Raw genomic sequence first — 16,371 nt, 5'->3', positions numbered from 1 at the left:
GGGGGCCGCCGCCATTGCGTCCGCCGCGCCGCGGTGCGCCCGGCGGCGCGGCCGGCCGGCCGCCGCCTGCGCCGCGCGGCCGTACCGGCATGGGCCCTGGAGGGCCCGCGCGACATGGCTGCGGACGCCACCTCGGGACGGGGAAGTATGGTCACCGGCCACGTGTGCGGGCCCCCGCATCGTTTCTAGCGTGGCGGCCATGGAGAGCACTCAGAGCCCCGGCGCCGAGGGGCCGCCCGCTGCGCCGCCCGCCGCAGTCACCCCCGACGACCCGCCCGGCGCGCGGTTCCTGGCCGGGCGGACCGCCCTGGTCACCGGAGCCGCCAGCGGTATCGGACGGGCCTGCGCGGTGGCCCTCGCCGAGGCGGGCGCCGCCGTCTACGTGGTGGACATCGCGGCGGACGCGGCCAAGGAAGTGGCGGCGGAGATCGGCGGCACCTGCTGCGTCACCGACCTCGCCGACCCCGCCGCCGTGGACGCGCTGCCCGACGACGCCGACATCGTCGTCAACAACGCGGGCCTTCAGCACATCGCGCCCGTCCACGAATTCCCCCCGGAGCGCTTCGCGTTGATCCAGCGGGTGATGGTCGAGGCGCCGTTCCGGATCCTGCGCCGCACCCTGCCGCACATGTACGCGGGCGGCTGGGGCCGGGTGGTCAACATCTCGTCGGTGCACGGCCTGCGCGCCAGCCCGTACAAGTCCGCGTACGTCGTCGCCAAGCACGCGCTCGAAGGGCTCAGCAAGACCGTCGCGCTCGAAGCCGCGCCGCACGGCGTGACCAGCAACTGCATCAACCCCGGCTATGTCCGCACCCCGCTCGTCGAGGACCAGATCGCCACCCAGGCCGTCGCGCACGGCATACCCGAGGCGGAGGTGGTGACCCGGGTGATGCTGGAGCGCACCGCGATCAAGCGGCTGATCGAGCCGGTGGAGGTCGCGGCGGCGGCCCTGTGGTTCTGCTCCCCGCACACCGGCTACATCACCGGGGCCTCGCTGCCGCTGGACGGCGGGTGGACCGCCCACTGACCCGCGCGCACCGAGCCGACCGTCGGGCCAGCCACGAGCCGACCGTCGAGCCGGCCACCGGGCGGCCCACTGATCCGGCCGTCGATCCGGCTACTGATCCGGCCACTGACCTCGCCTTTTACGGCGGCCGGTCGATAGGGTCGGCGTCTGCGGCGGCCGTCGTCCCGTCCCGGCGGGGCGGCGAGCCCCACCGCGCGTCCGTCGCACCAGCCGTGCGGCGCGACGGTCCCGACCGCCGCGCCGCACGGACCGTTCTTCGTCCCTCCGGCACGGTGACCCCTGATGTCCGCAGAATCCGCAGATCCCGCAGCCGTACCGGCGCCCGAGTCCGTAGCGGCACCGGCATCGGCACCCGCCCTCGGGCCCGCGGCCGAGCCCGCGCCCATCGCCCGCCATATGCGTCGGCTGCTCGAAATGGTCGCGGCCGACGCGCCCGCGGAGGACTTCGGGGCGGTCGCCGCGCAGGCGAGGATCAACGGGGCGGGCGCGTCCGACCTGTCGGAGCTGGAACAGGCCACCGGGATCGCGCTGCGGGTCCGCCGGGTGCTGCGGCAGCACCGCCGCCGCGAGACCGAACTCGCCGCGCTCTTCGACACCGCGAGCGACCTGGCCGCGCTCCGCGACCTCGACGCCGTCCTCCAGTCCATCGTGCGGAGGGCCAGGATGCTGCTCGGCACGGACACCGCGTATCTGACGCTGCGTGACGAGGAGGCGGGCGACACGTACATGCGGGTCACCGACGGCTCGGTCTCACCGCTCTTCCAGAACCTCCGGCTGTCGTACGGCGACGGTCTCGGCGGTCTGGTCGCGCTGACCGCCCGCCCGTACGCGACCCCCGACTACCGCACCGACGAGCGCTTCCGGCACACCGGCTCCATCGACGAGGGTGTGCTGGACGAGGGCCTGGTCGGCATCCTGGGGGTGCCGCTGCTGCTCGGATCGCGCGGCGCGGGCGGTCACGCGGGCGGCGCCGTCGGCAGCGACGTGATCGGGGTGCTCTTCGCCGCCGACCGCACCCCGCGCCCCTTCTCGCCCGACGAGGTCGCGCTGCTGTGCTCGCTGGCCGCGCACGCCGCCATCGCCATCGACACCGCCAAGGCCATCACCGACCTCGCCGAGGCGGGCGCCGTGATCCGCGAGCACGCCGCCGCGATGCAGCGCGCCGAGGAGGCGCACGACCGGCTCACCGACCTGGTGCTGCGCGGCGGCGACCTGTCGGAAGTGGCCGCCGCCGTCGCGGGACTGCTGGACGGCGCCCTCACCATCCACGACCCGGAGGGCCGACGGCTGGCCGCCGTCGGGCGCGGCGGCGGCGACTTCGACGGTCTGCCCCCGCAGCCGGCGGCCCTGGTCAGGCACGCCGCCGACTCGCACGCCGCCGCCCGCGCGGTGTTCCGCGACGGCCGCTGGACCTGCGCCGTGCTCGCGGGACAGGAACTCCTCGGCAGCCTCGTGCTGTACGGGCGCGAACGGCTCGACGACTCCGACCGGCGGCTGTTCGAGCGCGCCGGGGTCGTCACCGCGCTCCTGCTGCTGCTCAGCCGCTCCGTCGCGGAGACCGAGAACCGGGTGCGCGGCGAGCTGATCACCGACCTGCTGACCGCGGCGGGGCGCGACCCGGCCGGTCTCGTCGTGCGCGGTCGCAGGCTCGGTGTCGACCTCGACCGGCCGTGCCTGCTGCTCGTCGCCGAGACCGTCACCGCCTGCCACGACAAACTGCCGGGCGCCGCCGTCCAGTACCTCTTCGGCGGCGACGGCATCAGCGCCGAGCAGTCCGGCACCGTCGTCCTGCTCCTCCCGTACGACGGCGCACCGCCCGGCGAGGCCGCCAGGGCCGCCGTCGCCCAGCTCGGCCACCTGGTGGGCGCGCCCGTCACGGTCGCCGCGGGCGGACCGGCCGCGGGACCGCGGGCCTTGGCCGACGCCCACGCCGAGGCGCTGCGCTGCCTGCGCGCCCTCCAGTCGCTCGGCCGCGTCGGCGACGGCGCGAGCGCCGACGAACTCGGCTTCCTCGGCGTGCTGTTGGGCAACGAACGGGACGTCGACTCCTACGTCACCGCGACGCTCGGCCCGCTCCTCGACTACGACGCGCGACGCGGCACGGAGCTGGTCCGTACCCTCGGCGCCTACTTCGCCTGCGGCGGCACCCTCACCCGTACCAAGGACGAACTCCACCTGCACGTCAACACCGTCGTCCAGCGCCTCGACCGCGTCCAGGCCCTCCTCGGCCCCGACTGGAACGCCCCCGACCGGGCGCTGGAACTCCAACTCGCCCTCCGTCTGCACCTGTTGTCCACACCTCGCGGCTAGGAGCGGCGCCCGACCGGGACCGCCTCCCGGCCGGGACCGCCTCCCGGTCAGCTCCTCTTCCGCGCCGCCGCGCGCAGCCGTTGCGGCAGACGGGCCACGCCGCCGGGCAGCACGTAGACGACCACGACGAACAACGTGCCGAGCAGGAACAGAGGCTGGGAGAGCGGGACCCGCAGGACCGAGGGCAGACCGGCGACCGAGCCGGAGCCCGCGAGGTCGCCGAGCCGGTGGTCGGCCCAGGTGTAGAGGACCCCGCCGATCAGCGGGCCCCAGCGCGAGCCGGAGCCGCCGAGGACGACCATCACCAGCAGCGACAAGGTGAAGTCGGAGGTGGTGGTCTGCGGGGTGGCGCCGCCGGTCAGCAGCAGATGGACGATGCCGCCGACCGCGGCCAGCGCGCCCGCCAGCACGAAGGCCGTCAGCTTGAAACCGTACGGCCGCAGGCCCAGCACCTCCACCCGGCGCTCGTTCTCCTTGATGCCCTCCCAGACCCGCCCGGTGGGGGAGCGGACCGCCCAGTGCACGACGGCGACGGTCACCACGAGGTAGGCGAGCGCGATCCAGTAGAGATTGACGGTGTGCTCGATGCCGACGAGTGACGCGGGCAGCCTGTCCGCGGGCACCGCCCGGCCCTCCTCGCCGCCGGTCACCCCGCCCGGGTCGCGCTCCACCAGGATCGAACCGGCCTGCGCGAAGGCGAGCGTGACCATCGAGAAGGCGATCCCGCTCACCCGCAGCGACACCGAGCCCAGCAGCGCGGCCAGCGCGATCCCGAAGAGCAGCCCCAGCACGGCGGCGGCGGCGAACGGCAGCCCGGCCTCGATCATGATGACGTCGGTGGCGTACGAGCCCGCGGCGAAGTACAGCGCGTGGCCGAACGAGAGCAGGCCCGTACGGCCGAGCAGCAGGTCGTATCCGGTCGCGAGCGCGCCGAACACCAGGCACAGCGCGAGGAGTTGAAGGCTGCCCGCGCTGCCGATCGGCCCGTCGAGCAGGCCCGGCAGCGGCAGCGAGCTGTACGGGGCCGCGAGCAGCGCGGCCAGGGCGGCGGCGGGCCACCAGCGGGTGACCCGGCGCAGTTGTCCGGCCGGCGCGGGCGCCGCCTGGACGCGCGGCTCCTCGCGGGTCGGGGTGGCGGTGGTCATGCGAGCCTCCCGGTGGCGCCGTGCGGCCGGAGCAGCAGCAGCGCCGCGAGCAGGACGACGACCGCGAGATCGCCGAGCCCCGACGCGGTGTAGTAGTTGGCGAACTGCTGGACGAGGCCCACGCCGACGGCCGCGAGCGCGGCGCCCGACACCGACCCCATGCCGCCCATGACGACCACGACGAAGGCGAAGATCAGCAGCGAGGTGCCCTGGCCCGGGTCGACCGAGCCGTAGTACAGGCCGCCCAGCGCGCCGCCGAGCGCCGCCGCGGCCCCGCCGATCGCGAAGACCAGGGTGAAGGCGCGCCGGACGTCGATGCCGAGCGCGGTGACCATCGCCCGGTCCTCGACCCCGGCCCTGACGACGAGGCCGTGCCGGGTGCGGCCGAGGAACAGCCGCAGCGCCAGCAGGACGAGCACCGCGGCGCCGATCAGCACCAGCCGGTTGACGGGGACGCGCGCGCCGAACAGTCCGAAGGTGCCGGACAGGGCCGCGGGTCCGGGGAAGGTGCGCGCGTCGGCGCCCCAGATCGCCGACAGCAGCGCGGGCACCGCGAGCCCCACCCCGACGGTGGCGAGGACCTGCTCGCGCGGCCGTTCGTACAACGGGCGGATCAGGGCGAGTTCGAGCACCATCGCGGCGACGGTGCCCACAGCGGTGCCGAAGGCGACGGCGAGGACGAAGCCGAATCCGCCGGAGCCCGCGCCCGGCAGATGCCCGGAGGCGGCCCACCAGGTGCCGTACGCGCCGATGGACAGCAGCGCGCCGTGCGCGAAGTTCAGCACGTCCATCAGGCCGAAGATCAGGGAGAGGCCGGAGGCCACCAGGAAGTACAGGGCGCCGAGGCCGAGGCCGGTGGCCGTGAGCAGCACGACGGTCGACATCAGGCGCCCGCCTCCCGTGCCGCGGACGGCGGTGGGTACGACCCGGCCGCGGCCTGGACGTGCGTCCCGGCGGCGTCGGTGGCGGATTCCCTGGCGGGATCGGATGACACGGCCTCTGCCTCTCTCACGTGCGCGTCCGCGCCCTTGCGTCCGACGCCCAGCAGCCTGCGGGTCGCCTCGGGATCGGCGAGCAGGTCGGCGGCGGGGCCGCGGTGCGCGGTCCTGCCGTCCGCCAGCACCACGCAGTGCTCGGCGAGCCGCCGTACCATCGCCAGATTCTGCTCGACCAGCAGCACCGGCACCGCCTGCGCGGCCCGCTCCAGCACCCGCGCCACTTCGGTGACGACCTTCGGCGCCAGGCCCTTGGTGGGCTCGTCGGCGATGATCAGCCGGTTGCCGTTGAGCAGGGTGCGGCCGATCGCGACCATCTGCTGCTGCCCGCCGGACAGCGTTCCCGCGCGCTGCGCCGCCCGCTGCCGCAGCTCGGGGAACAGTTCGTGCACCAGCGCGTAGGCGGGCTCGCCCGCGCCGCGCCGCTCGGCCAGCCGCAGATTCTCCGCGACGGTCAGTGCCGCGAAGACCCCGCGGTCCTCCGGCGCGTAGCCGATCCCTCGCCGCACCAGGGCGTGCGTGGCGAGCCGTACCGTCTCCTGACCGGCGAAGCGCACGCTGCCGGTGCGCGGCACCAGGCCGAGCACGCCGCGCACCGTCGTGGTCTTGCCCGCGCCGTTGCGGCCGAGCAGCGCGGTCACCCCGCTCGCGGCGACGTCGAGGTCCACGCCGTGCAGGATGTGACGGCCGCCGATGACGACTTTCAAGTCCCGTACGGCCAACAGGGGTTCGACGGTCACAGCGCCTCCCCGAGATAGGCCCGCTGCACGGTGGCGTCGGCCGTGACGGCCTGCGGGGTGTCGAGCGCGAGCAGGGTGCCGTGGTGCATCACCGCGAGCCGGTCGGCCAGGCCGAGCAGCACGTCCATGTGGTGCTCGACCATCAGGACCGTGCAGCCCTCGTCGCGGTGCAGCGAGCGGATCAGCGCGGTCAGGGCCGGCACCTCCTCGGCGCTGACCCCGGCCATCGGCTCGTCGAGCAGCATCACGCGCGGCTCGCCGACCAGCAGCACCGCCAGCTCCAGCTTCCGTTTCTCGCCGTGCGACAGCGCGCTCGACAGCGCCTCGGCGCGGTGCCCGAGCCCCGTGCGCTCCAGCACCTGCCCGACCTGCCGCGCGTATCCCGCGGCGCGCCGCCAGATCCGGTACGAGCCGCCGCCCGCCGCCTGGGCGGCCAGCCGCACATGGTCGGCGACCGTCATTCCGGGCCACAGACTGGACGTCTGGAACGTCCGCCCCAGCCCGCGCCCCGCCCTGGCCGGGACGCTCTCGGCGGTGATGTCCGCGCCGTCGAGCCCGATGGACCCGCGACTGGCCGGTACGAGACCGCTGATCAGGTTGAACAGGGACGTCTTTCCCGCGCCGTTGGGACCGATGAAGGCCAGGAACTCGCCCTCGCGCACCTCGAAGGACACCTCGTCCACGATGGTCGCGCCGCCGACCGACCAGCCCACGTCACGCAGCCGGAGTACCGGGGCCGTGCTCGTCACCGGTCAGCCCGCCATCTGCTTCGAGGGCGGGTTCACCGCGTCCTTGGGCAGCCTGCTGATCAGCTCCGGCTTCGCGGCGGCGCCCGTGCCGTTCAGCTTCGCCGTGAACATCGGCTGGAGCAGCGCGTGGTCCACCGCCCTGATCTGCTCGTCGCCCTTGGGGCCCTCGAACGACCAGCCCTCCAGCGCCTTCGCCATCGCGGTCGGGCTGTCCGCGCCGCCCGCCTCCACCGCGTGCACGATCATCTGCGCGGCGGTGAATCCGTCCGGGCTGAACAGGTCGGGCGTGCCGCCCGCCTTGGCGATGCCGTCGAGCATCGCCGTCTCCACCGCGTTGTGCGCGGCGCCGGGGAAGTAGTGCGCGAGGAAGGAGATCTTGGACCCGGCCGCGCCGAACAGCGGGTACGAGGCGGTGCCCGCCAGGCCCGTCACGACCTTGGTCGAGGTCACCACGCCCTGCTGGTCGAGCGCCGTCCACAGCGCGGGCGCGCTGGCCCCGGCCCAGGCGACGAAGACCAGATCCGGCTTCTTCGACTTGACCTGCTGCGCGAACGGCGTCAGATCGCCCGCGCTCGGCGGCGCCAGCACCGAGTCCACGGTCGCGCCCTGCCCGCCCAGCACCTCCTTCACGGCGGTGACATTCGCCTGCCCGAAGGCGGAGTTCTGGGTCAGCACGGTGACCCTCTTGCCCTTGGAGTCGCCCAGCAGCGACCCGGCGGTGAGGATGTCCTGGTACGACTGCCTGCCGGAGCGGAAGGTGTACGCGTTCACGCCGGTCAACGCGTCGGTGGCGGCGGGTCCCGCGATGTACAGCACCTTGTTCTGGGCGGCCAGCGGGGCCAGTTGGAGCGCCACGCCCGAGTCGGTGGTGCCCGCGATGATGTGCGTGCCCTTGCCGATCAGGGTCTTGGCCGCGGCGACGGCCTTCGCGGGGTCGCCCGCGTCGTCCTGCTCGACCACCTCGATCCGGTGGCCGCCCGCCGTGCCCTTGCCGTGAGTGGCGTACGCCAGACCGGCGTTGAAGCCGTCCAGATACTGCTTGCCGTAGGCGGCCAGCGGCCCGCTGCGCGAGTAGACCAGGCCCACCTTGACCGCCGAGTCGCTCGTGCCGTCGGAGGACTTGGCGCTGCCCGCCGTCCCCGCGGCGCTGCATCCGGCGAGCAGCACACCCGCGGTCAGCACGGCCAGCGCCGGTACGGTCCGCGTACGGAAGGCGCCCGGCCCGTTCGTCGGGCGCGGCCGACGGGACGCGGCCGGTTCGCTCGAACGGCTCGCTCGGCTCGATCTGTTGGTGCTCGATGTGCTGCGACGCATGGCGACCGGCTCCCGGGGAGGTGGATTGTTGCGCAAACCGTAGAAGCGCCCCGCCGAACCGGACATGTGGGCGGCACACGCTCCTTCCCCGCGAGCCATGTCGACAGGGACCATGGCGGCGCCGCGGCGCCGTCGCAAAGGTGACAGGGCGGGCGCCAGGGGCCGGATCACGCCCGGCACGGCGGCCCGGCGCACCCTCAACTGACGCTCGACACACCCTCGATGACCCCTGCGGGGAAGGCGGACGCATGGACAAGGTGGTGGCCTCGGCCGCCCGCGCGGTGGCGGACATCCCGGACGGCGCGACACTCGCCGTCGGCGGATTCGGCCTGTGCGGCATTCCGTCGGCGCTGATCGCGGCGCTCGCCGCGGCGGGCCCGACGGATCTGCGGGTCGTCTCCAACAACTGCGGAGTGGACGACTGGGGACTCGGCCTGCTGCTCGGACTCGGCCGGATCTCGCGGGCGACCTCCTCGTACGTCGGCGAGAACAAGGAGTTCGCCCGGCGCTATCTGACGGGCGAGCTGGAGGTGGAACTCACCCCGCAGGGCACCCTCGCGGAACGGCTGCGCGCGGGCGGCTGCGGCATCCCGGCCTTCTACACCCCGGCGGGCGCCGGCACCCAGGTCGAGGAGGGCGGCCTGCCCTGGCGGTACGCGGCGGACGGCACGGTCGCGGTCGCCTCGCCGCCCAAGGAGGTACGGGACTTCGGCGGCGTACGCCATCTGCTGGAGGAGGCCATCACCGCCGACTTCGCGCTGGTCCGGGCGGCCGTCGCCGACCGGCACGGCAACTGCGCCTTCCACGCCGCCGCCCGCAACTTCAACCCGCTGTGCGCGATGGCCGGCCGGATCACCCTGGTGGAGGCCGAACGCATCGTGGAACCGGGCGAGTTGCCGCCGGACGCCATCCATCTGCCCGGTGTGTACGTGGACCGCGTCGTGGCCGCCGATCCGACCGACAAACGCGTCGAGCGACGCACCGTCCGTACCGCCCACGCCACCTCCGACCGGGAGAACTGACCGTGCCACTCGACCGCGACCAACTCGCCGCCCGCGCCGCCCGCGAACTGCGCGACGGCCAGTACGTGAACCTCGGCATCGGCCTGCCCACGCTCGTCCCCGCCCACCTGCCCGCCGGGACCCAGGTGGTGCTGCACTCGGAGAACGGCGTCCTGGGCGTCGGCCCCTACCCGTACGACGGCGACGAGCACCCCGACCTGATCAACGCGGGCAAGGAGACGGTCACCGTGGCACCCGGCGCCGCGTACTTCGACTCCGCCGCCTCCTTCGGCATGGTGCGCTCCGGCCGGATCGACGTGTCGGTGCTCGGCGCCATGCAGGTCTCCGCCCGCGGTGACCTGGCGAACTGGATGATCCCCGGCAAGATGGTCAAGGGCATGGGCGGGGCCATGGACCTCGTGCACGGCGCCCGCCGGATCGTGGTGGTCATGGAACACACCGCCAAGGACGGCTCCCCGAAGATCGTCGGGGAACTGACCCTGCCCGCCACCGGCCGCCGCGTCGTGCACCGCGTGATCACCGACCTTGCGGTCCTCGACGTCACCCCCGAGGGACTGCGGCTGGCCGAACTGGCCCCCGGCGTCGGCGTGGAGGAGGTACGGGCGGCGACCGGGGCGGACCTGCTGGTGCCGGACGCGGTGGCGCGGGGCTGACCGCCCCGCGCCGTACGGGCCGCGGCCCGGAGGATCAGCTCCGGGCCGCTGCCGCCGTGCGCCGTACCGCGTCCGTCAGGTGCCCGGCCACCAGGCGGGCGCCGGGCTCGCCGAGCAGCACCGAGTAGTGGTTGACGCCCGGGACGAAGTGCAGGGCGATCCCCTCCGCCACCAGGCCGCTCGCCGCGATCACCTCGGGCGTGTACAGCCCGGTCGGCTCGTCCGACAGCCCCCGCTCGGCCCACAACAGCCGCGTGGGGACGGTGATTTCGTGGATCGCGGCGAAGACGTCCGGGTTGCGCAACTCGTCCGCCGCGTCCTCGCGGATCGCGTCCGCCCGGCACGCCGACCTCAAGTGCGGTGCCTCGCCGGTGAGATCGCGGTCGAGATACGCGGCGAGCAGCGGCCCGCCGAGCGTGCTGAACGCCGGGTGCTCCGCCCAGAAGGCGTGGTAAGCGGCGCGGTCGGCGAACTCCATCTCCAGCTTGCGCATCGCGGGTCCGACCACGGCGTGCAGCACCGCGTCGATGTCCACGCCCGCGGGTACGGGGAAGCCCAAGCCGCCGTCGACCAGCACGAGTTCGCAGTAGCGCCCCGGATCGCGGCGCGCTGCGACGCACGCCGCGTAGCCGCCCATGGAGTGCCCGGCCAGCACCGCCCGTTCGACGCCGAAGCGGTCGAGCACCGCGAGCATGTCGTCGGCGTGCCGGGCCATCGAACAGGCGCCCGCCACCTCCCGGCTGAGCCCGCGCCCGCGCAGGTCGGGCGCCAGGATCTCGACCCCGTCGAGCGCTTCGGCGACCTGCGCCCAGGCCAGGCCGTTGCTGGCGATCCCGTGCAGCGCCAGCACCACAGGGCCGCCCGCCGGGCCCGGCCAGCGCCGTACCGCCAGCCGTCCGCCCGGCACCTCGACGCCGACATCCTCGAATTCCCGCATGCGCGCTCCCGCGATCCGCTCGCGCCGTCCCGTACGGCCCGAGCAGGATAGGGGCCGATCCGGCGGCCGGGCATGGGCGCGGCCCACACAGCGGGGGTTCAGGGTGTGTGGGCGGCGGTCGTCACGCCGTAACCGGCGGTCTGCCATGTGGCGCCGTCCGCCGCGACCGCGAAGCCCTCGGTGTCGGGGAGGGATTCGAGCCAGCGGCGGGCGCGGGCGGGACCCATCGCGTAGCCGGCGGTGGCGCGGGCGTCCGCGTCGGTCAGGCCGCGGCAGACCACGGTGAGGGAGGCGAGCACGGGGGCGGGCGGCTGATGGGTGAAGGGGTCCAGGATGTGGCAGCCGCGCTCGGCGGGACCCGAGGTGGCGACGGCCAGTTCGCCGTCGGTGTGCACCACGCGGACCAGCGCGCCCGGCCGCAGCGGGTCGGCGACACCGATCCGCCAGGGGCCGCCGTACACCTGTACGTCGCCCCCGCCGTTGAGGCACACCGCGTCGGCGCCCGCGGAGGCCAGCATGGCGACGGCCCGCTCCACCGCCCACCCCTTCACCAGCCCGGTCGGGTCGAAGCCGCCCGCGTACCCCGTACTGAACCAGCCGTGACTGAGCCGTCCGGCCGTCTCGCACAGCGCCAGCACCTCCCGCACGTCGGGGGAGCAGGCCGACAGCGTGAGCGTGCCGGCGGCGAGCCGGCTGATCTGGCTGTCGGGGCGGTAGGTGGAGAAGACCTCGTCGACATGGTGCAGCCAGGCCGCCGCCGCGTGCAGCGCCGCCGCCACGCGGTCGCCGCCGCCCCGCACGTCGAAGGAGAAGACCGTGCCCATCGTGTGTTCCACCCGGCGCGGCCGGGCCCGCGTGTCGGACACGGTCAGACCCCCGCCTTGTCCAACGCGCTCTGGAGCGACCGCACATACCCCTCGCTGGTGTACGTCGCCCCGGACACGGTGTCGATCTTCGCGCTCTGCGCGGCCAGCGTCTCCTGGGTGAGCTGCGGGATCGCGAAGCCGGAGATCTCACCGTCCCTGGGGTTGTCGTTCGGCAACTGGACGGCCTTCACCGCGGTGATCCTGCCGCCGGTGAGGGTGAGCCGGAGCTGGACGGGACCGTAGCGGGTCTGCGCGGTGTCGCCGTCGACCGTCCTGGTGCCCGAAGTCCCCTTGGAGGACGAGCCGTTGGACGAGCCATTGGAGGAACCGCTGGACGGGCCGTTGGAGGAGCCGGACGTCCCCGACGTCGCGGACGGCGCCGGTGCGGGGGCCGCGGAGCCCGCGGCCACGTCACCCGCGCTCGCCGTCGTGTGCGGCTTGAGGGTCAGCAGCAGCACCACGCCGGCGACGGTGGCCAGGGTGCTCAACAGGACGCGCCGCAAAGGGCGGGCGGGAAAGGCGCTCATGGACGGCTCTCACCTCGGTTCACCATCTGGCTCACGACATGGCTCACGACATGGCTCACGACATGGCTCACGACATGGCTCACGGCAGGGTTCACGGCATGGTTCACGGCACGGCTCACAGTTCGAAGGACTCGTGATGGATGTGGCGGGCCGGGACACCCGCCGCGCGCAGCGCCTCGTACGACGCCCGCGCCATTCCGGGCGGCCCGCACAGGAACACGTCGTGCCGCGCGATGTCCGGCAGCGTGGCGCGCAGGGTGTCCGCGCTGAGGACGGGCCGCCGGCCGTCGGGCGCGTTGACCGCGAAGTGCAGACGGGCGCCGCGCACGGCGGCGATCCGCTCCAGTTCGCCGCGCAGCGCCAGATCGGCCTCGGTGCGCGCCCGGTAGACCAGCGTCAGGTCGCCGGGCCCCGCGGGCAGCGACTCGAACAGCGCCCGCAGCGGGGTCACCCCGACCCCGCCCGCGAGCAGCAGCACCTTCTGCCGGGTCCTGCGCTCCGCGGTCAGCGCGCCGTACGGTCCCTCGGCCCAGATCCGGGTGCCGGGCCGCAGTCCGGCCAGCGCCGTACTGTGCTCGCCCACCGCCTTCACGGTGATCCGCAGCAGGTCGGGACGCGGCGCGGCGGACAGCGAGTACGGGCTGGCCGTCCACCACAGGCCGGGCGTCAGGAACCGCCAGCGCAGGAACTGCCCCGGCCGCGCCGCCAGTTCGGGCAGCCGTCGGCCGCGTATGAGCACCGACACCACCCCCGGCGCCTCCCGTACCACCGACGCCACCCGCAGCCGGTGCCGCAGATTCAGCCGCTGCGGCACCAGCACCCGGTACCAGAGCGCCGCCGCCGCGACACCGAGGTACAGCGCGTACCAGAGCCCGCGCGCGACCGTGCCGCCCGCGAAGTCCGCGCCGAGCGCGAGCTGGTGCCAGAAGGCCAGGAAGATCGCCAGATACGTCAGCAGGTGCAGGTAGTACCAGGTCTCGTAGCGGACCTTGCGGCGTACCGCGCGTACCGACACCGCGCCGACGACCAGCAGGAGCAGACCGCCGATCGTGCCCTTGAGCATGTCCGGATAGGTGAACACCACCGTCCATGTCTCGCCGAGCACCGAGGCGTGCGCCTGCGCCGCGTAACCCCACAGGATCAGCGTGATGTGCGCGATCAGCAGGCAGACGGTGTAGCGCCCGGCCATCGCGTGCCAGCGCGCCACCCGGTCGCTGCCCACCCCCTGCTCCAGCGCGGGAATCCGGGCCATCAGGCCGACCAGCAGCGCGCAGCAGTAACCGGTCAGCAGCCCGGCGATCCGGCCCGCGCCGATCAGCCAGCCCGCGGGGCCGACGACCGACGACGTGTCCTGCCACCACAGCGCGATCACCGCCGCCGCGCCCGCCCAGCCCAGGGCCAGCACCACGACGGCCGGTGACCGCCTGCCGGGATACGTCACCGCGTGCCGCGCGGTGGTGCGGGGGCTGTGGGTGCCGCTCATGTTGTGCCGCTCACGGTGGTTCCCTTCCTGGTCGTACGCTTGCCACTGTGCGGGCGGAACCTCTGAGCCAGCTCTGAATCGGCGCCCCGGCCGCGGACTCACAGGTGATCCAGAGGCTCACGGCGGCCCGCGGGACCCGTGGTGACGGCGCCGCGCGGGCGGCTCGCTCACCGATCGGCGACAGGACTCATACGACCCCCACGACCCACAGGACTCACAGGGAACGCAGAGGCGCCCGCCCTCGCCGCGCGACCGCCCGCCGGGCGATGCTGGAAGGACCATGGACATCACAGACAGCGCGGCACCGCACCCCCTCGCCCACCCGGACGGCTCCCCGGTCCGGGTCCTCGTCGTGGACGACGAACCCGACCTCGCCGAAGTGCTGTCCGGTGTCCTCGCCTACGAGGGCTGGCAGGTGCGCACCGCCGGTGACGTCGCCTCCGCGGTCGCCGAGGCGCGGGCCTTCCGTCCCGACGCGGTCGTGCTCGACGTGATGCTTCCCGACGGCGACGGCCTGTCCGTACTGCGCCAACTCCGCGCGAGCCAGCCCGAGGTGTGCGTGCTGTTCCTCACCGCGCGCGACTCCGTCGAGGACCGCATCGCGGGCATCACGGCGGGCGGCGACGACTACGTCACCAAGCCGTTCAGCCTGGAGGAACTGCTGGCCAGGCTGCGCGGACTGCTGCGCCGGGCGGGCATGACCAGGGCGCGCGGCGACGCGGCCGTCCTCACCGTCGGCGATCTCGTCATGGACGAGGACGCGCGGGAGGTGACGCGCGGCGGGGCGGTCGTCGAGCTGTCCCCGACCGAGTTCGAGCTGCTGCGGTACCTGATGCGCAATCCGCGCCGGGTGCTGAGCAAGGCGCAGATCCTCGACCGCGTGTGGTCGTACGACTTCGGCGGCCAGGCGCATGTGGTCGAGCTGTACATCAGCTACCTGCGCCGCAAGATCGACAGCGGGCGCGAGCCGATGATCCACACGGTGCGCGGCGCGGGCTACCTGCTGAAGGCGCCGCCGTGGTGAGGCGGCCGTCGCCGCGCACCGGCCGTCGCTCCACGTCGCTCGCTTTCGCGTCGCGGTTCCTCGTACCGCGCACGCTGCGCGCCCGGCTCACCTGCGGCCTCGTGGTGCTGCTCGCGCTGAGCTGCGCCGCCGTGGGCATCGCGGCGGTCGTCGCACTGCGGTCCTTCCTCGGCGAACGGCTCGACCAGCAGCTCTCGGAGGCCGGGGGCGCGTTCCCCGCCAGCCTGGAACACGCGCACGGCGCGGGGGAGCCGGACGCGGACAACGTCCATGTGGACACCCGCCGCCAGGCGCGCGGCACCTTCGGTGCGCGGCTGCTCAAAGGCCGGGTCACGGCCGCCGCCGTGGTCCGCGCGGGCACGGACACCACGGTACGGCTGACCCCGGACGACCGGACCGCCCTCGCGGCGGTCCCCGTCGACGGCCACTGCCACCGGGTCGATCTGTCCTCGCTCGGCGACTACCAGGTCAAAGCGGTGGCGGGCGACGACGGGGACGTCCTGATCACCGGGCTGCCCCGGCAGGGCATCGAGGACGCCGAAACGCGGCTGATCGCGGTGGAGGCGGCCGTCTTCGGCGGCGCGCTGGTCGTGGCGGGGGCCGCGGGCGCCTTCTGGGTGCGCTGGTCGCTGCGACCGCTGCGCCGGGTGGCCGCGACCGCCGCCTCGGTGACCGCGCTGCCGCTGGACAGCGGAGAGGTGGCGCTGCCCGACCGGGTGCCCGACACCGACCCCGGGACCGAGGTCGGGCAGGTCGGCGCGGCCTTCAACCGCATGCTCGGACATGTCGAGGGCGCGCTGACCACCCGGCACGCCAGCGAGGAACGGCTGCGGCGCTTCGCCGCCGACGCCAGCCACGAACTGCGCACCCCGGTCGCCGCGATCCGCGGCCACGCGGAGCTGGCGCAGCGGCACCCCGGCCCGGTGCCGCCCGGTGTGACGCGGGCACTGGACCGGATCGCGGCGGAGTCCGCGCGGATGGGCGGCATGGTCGACGACCTGCTGCTGCTCGCCCGGCTCGACGCGGGCCGCCCGCTGGCCCGTGAGCCGGTCGACCTGACGCGCCTCGTCCTCGACGCGGTCGACGACGCCAGGGCCGCGGGCCCCGGCCACCGCTGGCTGCTGGACCTGCCCGCCGAACCGGTCACCGTCACCGGCGACGCCGCCCGGCTCCAGCAGATCACCGGGAATCTGCTGACCAACGCCCGTGTGCACACCCGCGAGGGGACCCGCGTCACCGTACGGCTGCGCCACGACGGCGCCGCGACCGTCCTCGCCGTCGCGGACAACGGCGGCGGTGTCCCGCCCGCCATCCAGCGCACCGTCTTCGAACGCTTCGCCCGCGCCGACCACCACCGCGCCGACGACCGGCGCGCCGACCCCGCCGCCGGCCACGGCGCCGGTCTGGGCCTGGCCATCGTCACGGCGGTCGCCGCGGCCCACGGCGGCACGGTCACCCTCACCAGCGAGCCGGGCGACACCTCTTTCACGGTGACGCTCCCGGACGCGCCGCCCGAGCGGCCGGGAGCGTCGGCGGTCTGACGCGGGGTTCCGCGAGGCTTCCCGCGAGGCCGCCGCGC

The 16,371-nt window shown here is 74.3% G+C and carries 15 protein-coding genes; 6 read left to right on the top strand and 9 right to left on the bottom strand.

Going from position 1 to position 16,371, the window contains the following annotated elements:
- The first annotated feature begins 199 nt into the window (after positions 1 to 199).
- Both ACIQCJ_RS19845 and ACIQCJ_RS19840 read left to right on the top strand, forming a co-directional pair.
- Positions 200 to 1,027 carry a 3-hydroxybutyrate dehydrogenase gene (locus ACIQCJ_RS19845; RefSeq protein ID WP_355345965.1) on the top strand — a complete coding sequence of 276 codons (828 nt, stop codon included), beginning with the start codon at positions 200 to 202 and terminating at the stop codon, positions 1,025 to 1,027.
- A gap of 396 nt (positions 1,028 to 1,423) precedes the next feature.
- Positions 1,424 to 3,337, top strand: a complete 1,914-nt coding sequence (locus ACIQCJ_RS19840) for a GAF domain-containing protein (protein ID WP_391045659.1) — start codon at positions 1,424 to 1,426, stop codon at positions 3,335 to 3,337.
- 47 nt (positions 3,338 to 3,384) lie between these two features.
- On the opposite strand, the gene ACIQCJ_RS19835 is transcribed toward ACIQCJ_RS19840, so the two are convergent.
- The 5 genes from ACIQCJ_RS19835 to ACIQCJ_RS19815 are packed head-to-tail and all read right to left on the bottom strand — an operon-like array spanning position 3,385 to position 8,280.
- A complete protein-coding gene (locus ACIQCJ_RS19835; protein WP_391045569.1) occupies positions 3,385 to 4,482 on the bottom strand; it encodes a branched-chain amino acid ABC transporter permease in 1,098 nt (365 codons plus the stop codon).
- Positions 4,479 to 5,366, bottom strand: coding sequence for a branched-chain amino acid ABC transporter permease (locus ACIQCJ_RS19830; protein ID WP_355345971.1), 888 nt, complete (start codon positions 5,364 to 5,366; stop codon positions 4,479 to 4,481). The genes ACIQCJ_RS19835 and ACIQCJ_RS19830 overlap by 4 nt, the downstream gene beginning before the upstream one ends.
- Entirely contained in the window at positions 5,366 to 6,217 is an 852-nt protein-coding gene (locus tag ACIQCJ_RS19825) for an ABC transporter ATP-binding protein (RefSeq protein ID WP_401854177.1), read from the bottom strand. Before ACIQCJ_RS19825 ends, ACIQCJ_RS19830 begins: the two co-directional genes overlap by 1 nt.
- A complete protein-coding gene (locus ACIQCJ_RS19820) occupies positions 6,214 to 6,966 on the bottom strand; it encodes an ABC transporter ATP-binding protein (RefSeq protein ID WP_402712062.1) in 753 nt (250 codons plus the stop codon). The genes ACIQCJ_RS19825 and ACIQCJ_RS19820 overlap by 4 nt, the downstream gene beginning before the upstream one ends.
- A 3-nt stretch (positions 6,967 to 6,969) precedes the next feature.
- Positions 6,970 to 8,280, bottom strand: a complete 1,311-nt coding sequence (locus tag ACIQCJ_RS19815) for a substrate-binding domain-containing protein (RefSeq protein WP_402712061.1) — start codon at positions 8,278 to 8,280, stop codon at positions 6,970 to 6,972.
- A gap of 248 nt (positions 8,281 to 8,528) precedes the next feature.
- On the opposite strand from ACIQCJ_RS19815, the gene ACIQCJ_RS19810 reads away from it, so the two are divergent.
- Together ACIQCJ_RS19810 and ACIQCJ_RS19805 are read left to right on the top strand one after the other, a co-directional pair.
- The gene (locus ACIQCJ_RS19810; protein WP_402712060.1) at positions 8,529 to 9,302 is read left to right on the top strand and encodes a CoA transferase subunit A; all 774 of its coding nucleotides are present in this window, start codon (positions 8,529 to 8,531) and stop codon (positions 9,300 to 9,302) included.
- 2 nt (positions 9,303 to 9,304) lie between these two features.
- Positions 9,305 to 9,955, top strand: a complete 651-nt coding sequence (locus ACIQCJ_RS19805) for a CoA transferase subunit B (protein WP_402712059.1) — start codon at positions 9,305 to 9,307, stop codon at positions 9,953 to 9,955.
- Between the two features lie 34 nt (positions 9,956 to 9,989).
- Here the strand turns inward: ACIQCJ_RS19805 and ACIQCJ_RS19800 are convergent, their stop codons facing one another.
- From ACIQCJ_RS19800 to ACIQCJ_RS19785, 4 genes are all read right to left on the bottom strand, one after another.
- Positions 9,990 to 10,892: an alpha/beta fold hydrolase gene (locus ACIQCJ_RS19800; RefSeq protein WP_402712058.1), complete on the bottom strand. Its 903-nt coding sequence runs from the start codon at positions 10,890 to 10,892 to the stop codon at positions 9,990 to 9,992.
- 98 nt (positions 10,893 to 10,990) lie between these two features.
- On the bottom strand, positions 10,991 to 11,716 hold the full coding sequence (locus ACIQCJ_RS19795) for an FAD:protein FMN transferase (RefSeq protein WP_402712141.1): 726 nt from the start codon (positions 11,714 to 11,716) through the stop codon (positions 10,991 to 10,993).
- A gap of 44 nt (positions 11,717 to 11,760) precedes the next feature.
- Positions 11,761 to 12,285: an FMN-binding protein gene (locus ACIQCJ_RS19790; RefSeq protein WP_402712057.1), complete on the bottom strand. Its 525-nt coding sequence runs from the start codon at positions 12,283 to 12,285 to the stop codon at positions 11,761 to 11,763.
- Positions 12,286 to 12,400: 115 nt separating this feature from the next.
- Positions 12,401 to 13,768, bottom strand: a complete 1,368-nt coding sequence (locus tag ACIQCJ_RS19785) for a ferredoxin reductase family protein (RefSeq protein ID WP_355345995.1) — start codon at positions 13,766 to 13,768, stop codon at positions 12,401 to 12,403.
- A gap of 280 nt (positions 13,769 to 14,048) precedes the next feature.
- Here ACIQCJ_RS19785 and ACIQCJ_RS19780 point away from each other — a divergent pair, with 280 nt between their 5' ends.
- Together ACIQCJ_RS19780 and ACIQCJ_RS19775 are read left to right on the top strand one after the other, a co-directional pair.
- The gene (locus ACIQCJ_RS19780) at positions 14,049 to 14,792 is read left to right on the top strand and encodes a response regulator (protein WP_391045547.1); all 744 of its coding nucleotides are present in this window, start codon (positions 14,049 to 14,051) and stop codon (positions 14,790 to 14,792) included.
- Between the two features lie 101 nt (positions 14,793 to 14,893).
- Complete coding sequence (locus ACIQCJ_RS19775; RefSeq protein ID WP_402712140.1) at positions 14,894 to 16,333, top strand: sensor histidine kinase; 1,440 nt, start codon at positions 14,894 to 14,896, stop codon at positions 16,331 to 16,333.
- Positions 16,334 to 16,371: the final 38 nt, after the last annotated feature.

The sequence above is a fragment of the Streptomyces sp. NPDC093221 genome (assembly GCF_044753885.1).
Classification (GTDB): domain Bacteria; phylum Actinomycetota; class Actinomycetes; order Streptomycetales; family Streptomycetaceae; genus Actinacidiphila.
Note: the sequence above shows the minus strand (reverse complement) of the source record. Positions and strands in the feature narration are given on the sequence as shown.

Excerpts from the sequence above, each read along its gene's own strand:
- ACIQCJ_RS19800 (WP_402712058.1), bottom strand. The coding sequence starts at position 10,892 with ATGCGGGAATTCGAGGATGTCGGCGTCGAGGTGCCGGGCGGACGGCTG.
- ACIQCJ_RS19840 (WP_391045659.1), top strand. The coding sequence starts at position 1,424 with ATGCGTCGGCTGCTCGAAATGGTCGCGGCCGACGCGCCCGCGGAGGAC.
- ACIQCJ_RS19845 (WP_355345965.1), top strand. The coding sequence starts at position 200 with ATGGAGAGCACTCAGAGCCCCGGCGCCGAGGGGCCGCCCGCTGCGCCG.
- ACIQCJ_RS19780 (WP_391045547.1), top strand. The coding sequence starts at position 14,049 with ATGGACATCACAGACAGCGCGGCACCGCACCCCCTCGCCCACCCGGAC.
- ACIQCJ_RS19815 (WP_402712061.1), bottom strand. The coding sequence starts at position 8,280 with ATGCGTCGCAGCACATCGAGCACCAACAGATCGAGCCGAGCGAGCCGT.
- ACIQCJ_RS19835 (WP_391045569.1), bottom strand. The coding sequence starts at position 4,482 with ATGACCACCGCCACCCCGACCCGCGAGGAGCCGCGCGTCCAGGCGGCG.
- ACIQCJ_RS19830 (WP_355345971.1), bottom strand. The coding sequence starts at position 5,366 with ATGTCGACCGTCGTGCTGCTCACGGCCACCGGCCTCGGCCTCGGCGCC.
- ACIQCJ_RS19810 (WP_402712060.1), top strand. The coding sequence starts at position 8,529 with ATGGACAAGGTGGTGGCCTCGGCCGCCCGCGCGGTGGCGGACATCCCG.
- ACIQCJ_RS19785 (WP_355345995.1), bottom strand. The coding sequence starts at position 13,768 with ATGAGCGGCACCCACAGCCCCCGCACCACCGCGCGGCACGCGGTGACG.
- ACIQCJ_RS19795 (WP_402712141.1), bottom strand. The coding sequence starts at position 11,716 with ATGGGCACGGTCTTCTCCTTCGACGTGCGGGGCGGCGGCGACCGCGTG.
- ACIQCJ_RS19790 (WP_402712057.1), bottom strand. The coding sequence starts at position 12,285 with ATGAGCGCCTTTCCCGCCCGCCCTTTGCGGCGCGTCCTGTTGAGCACC.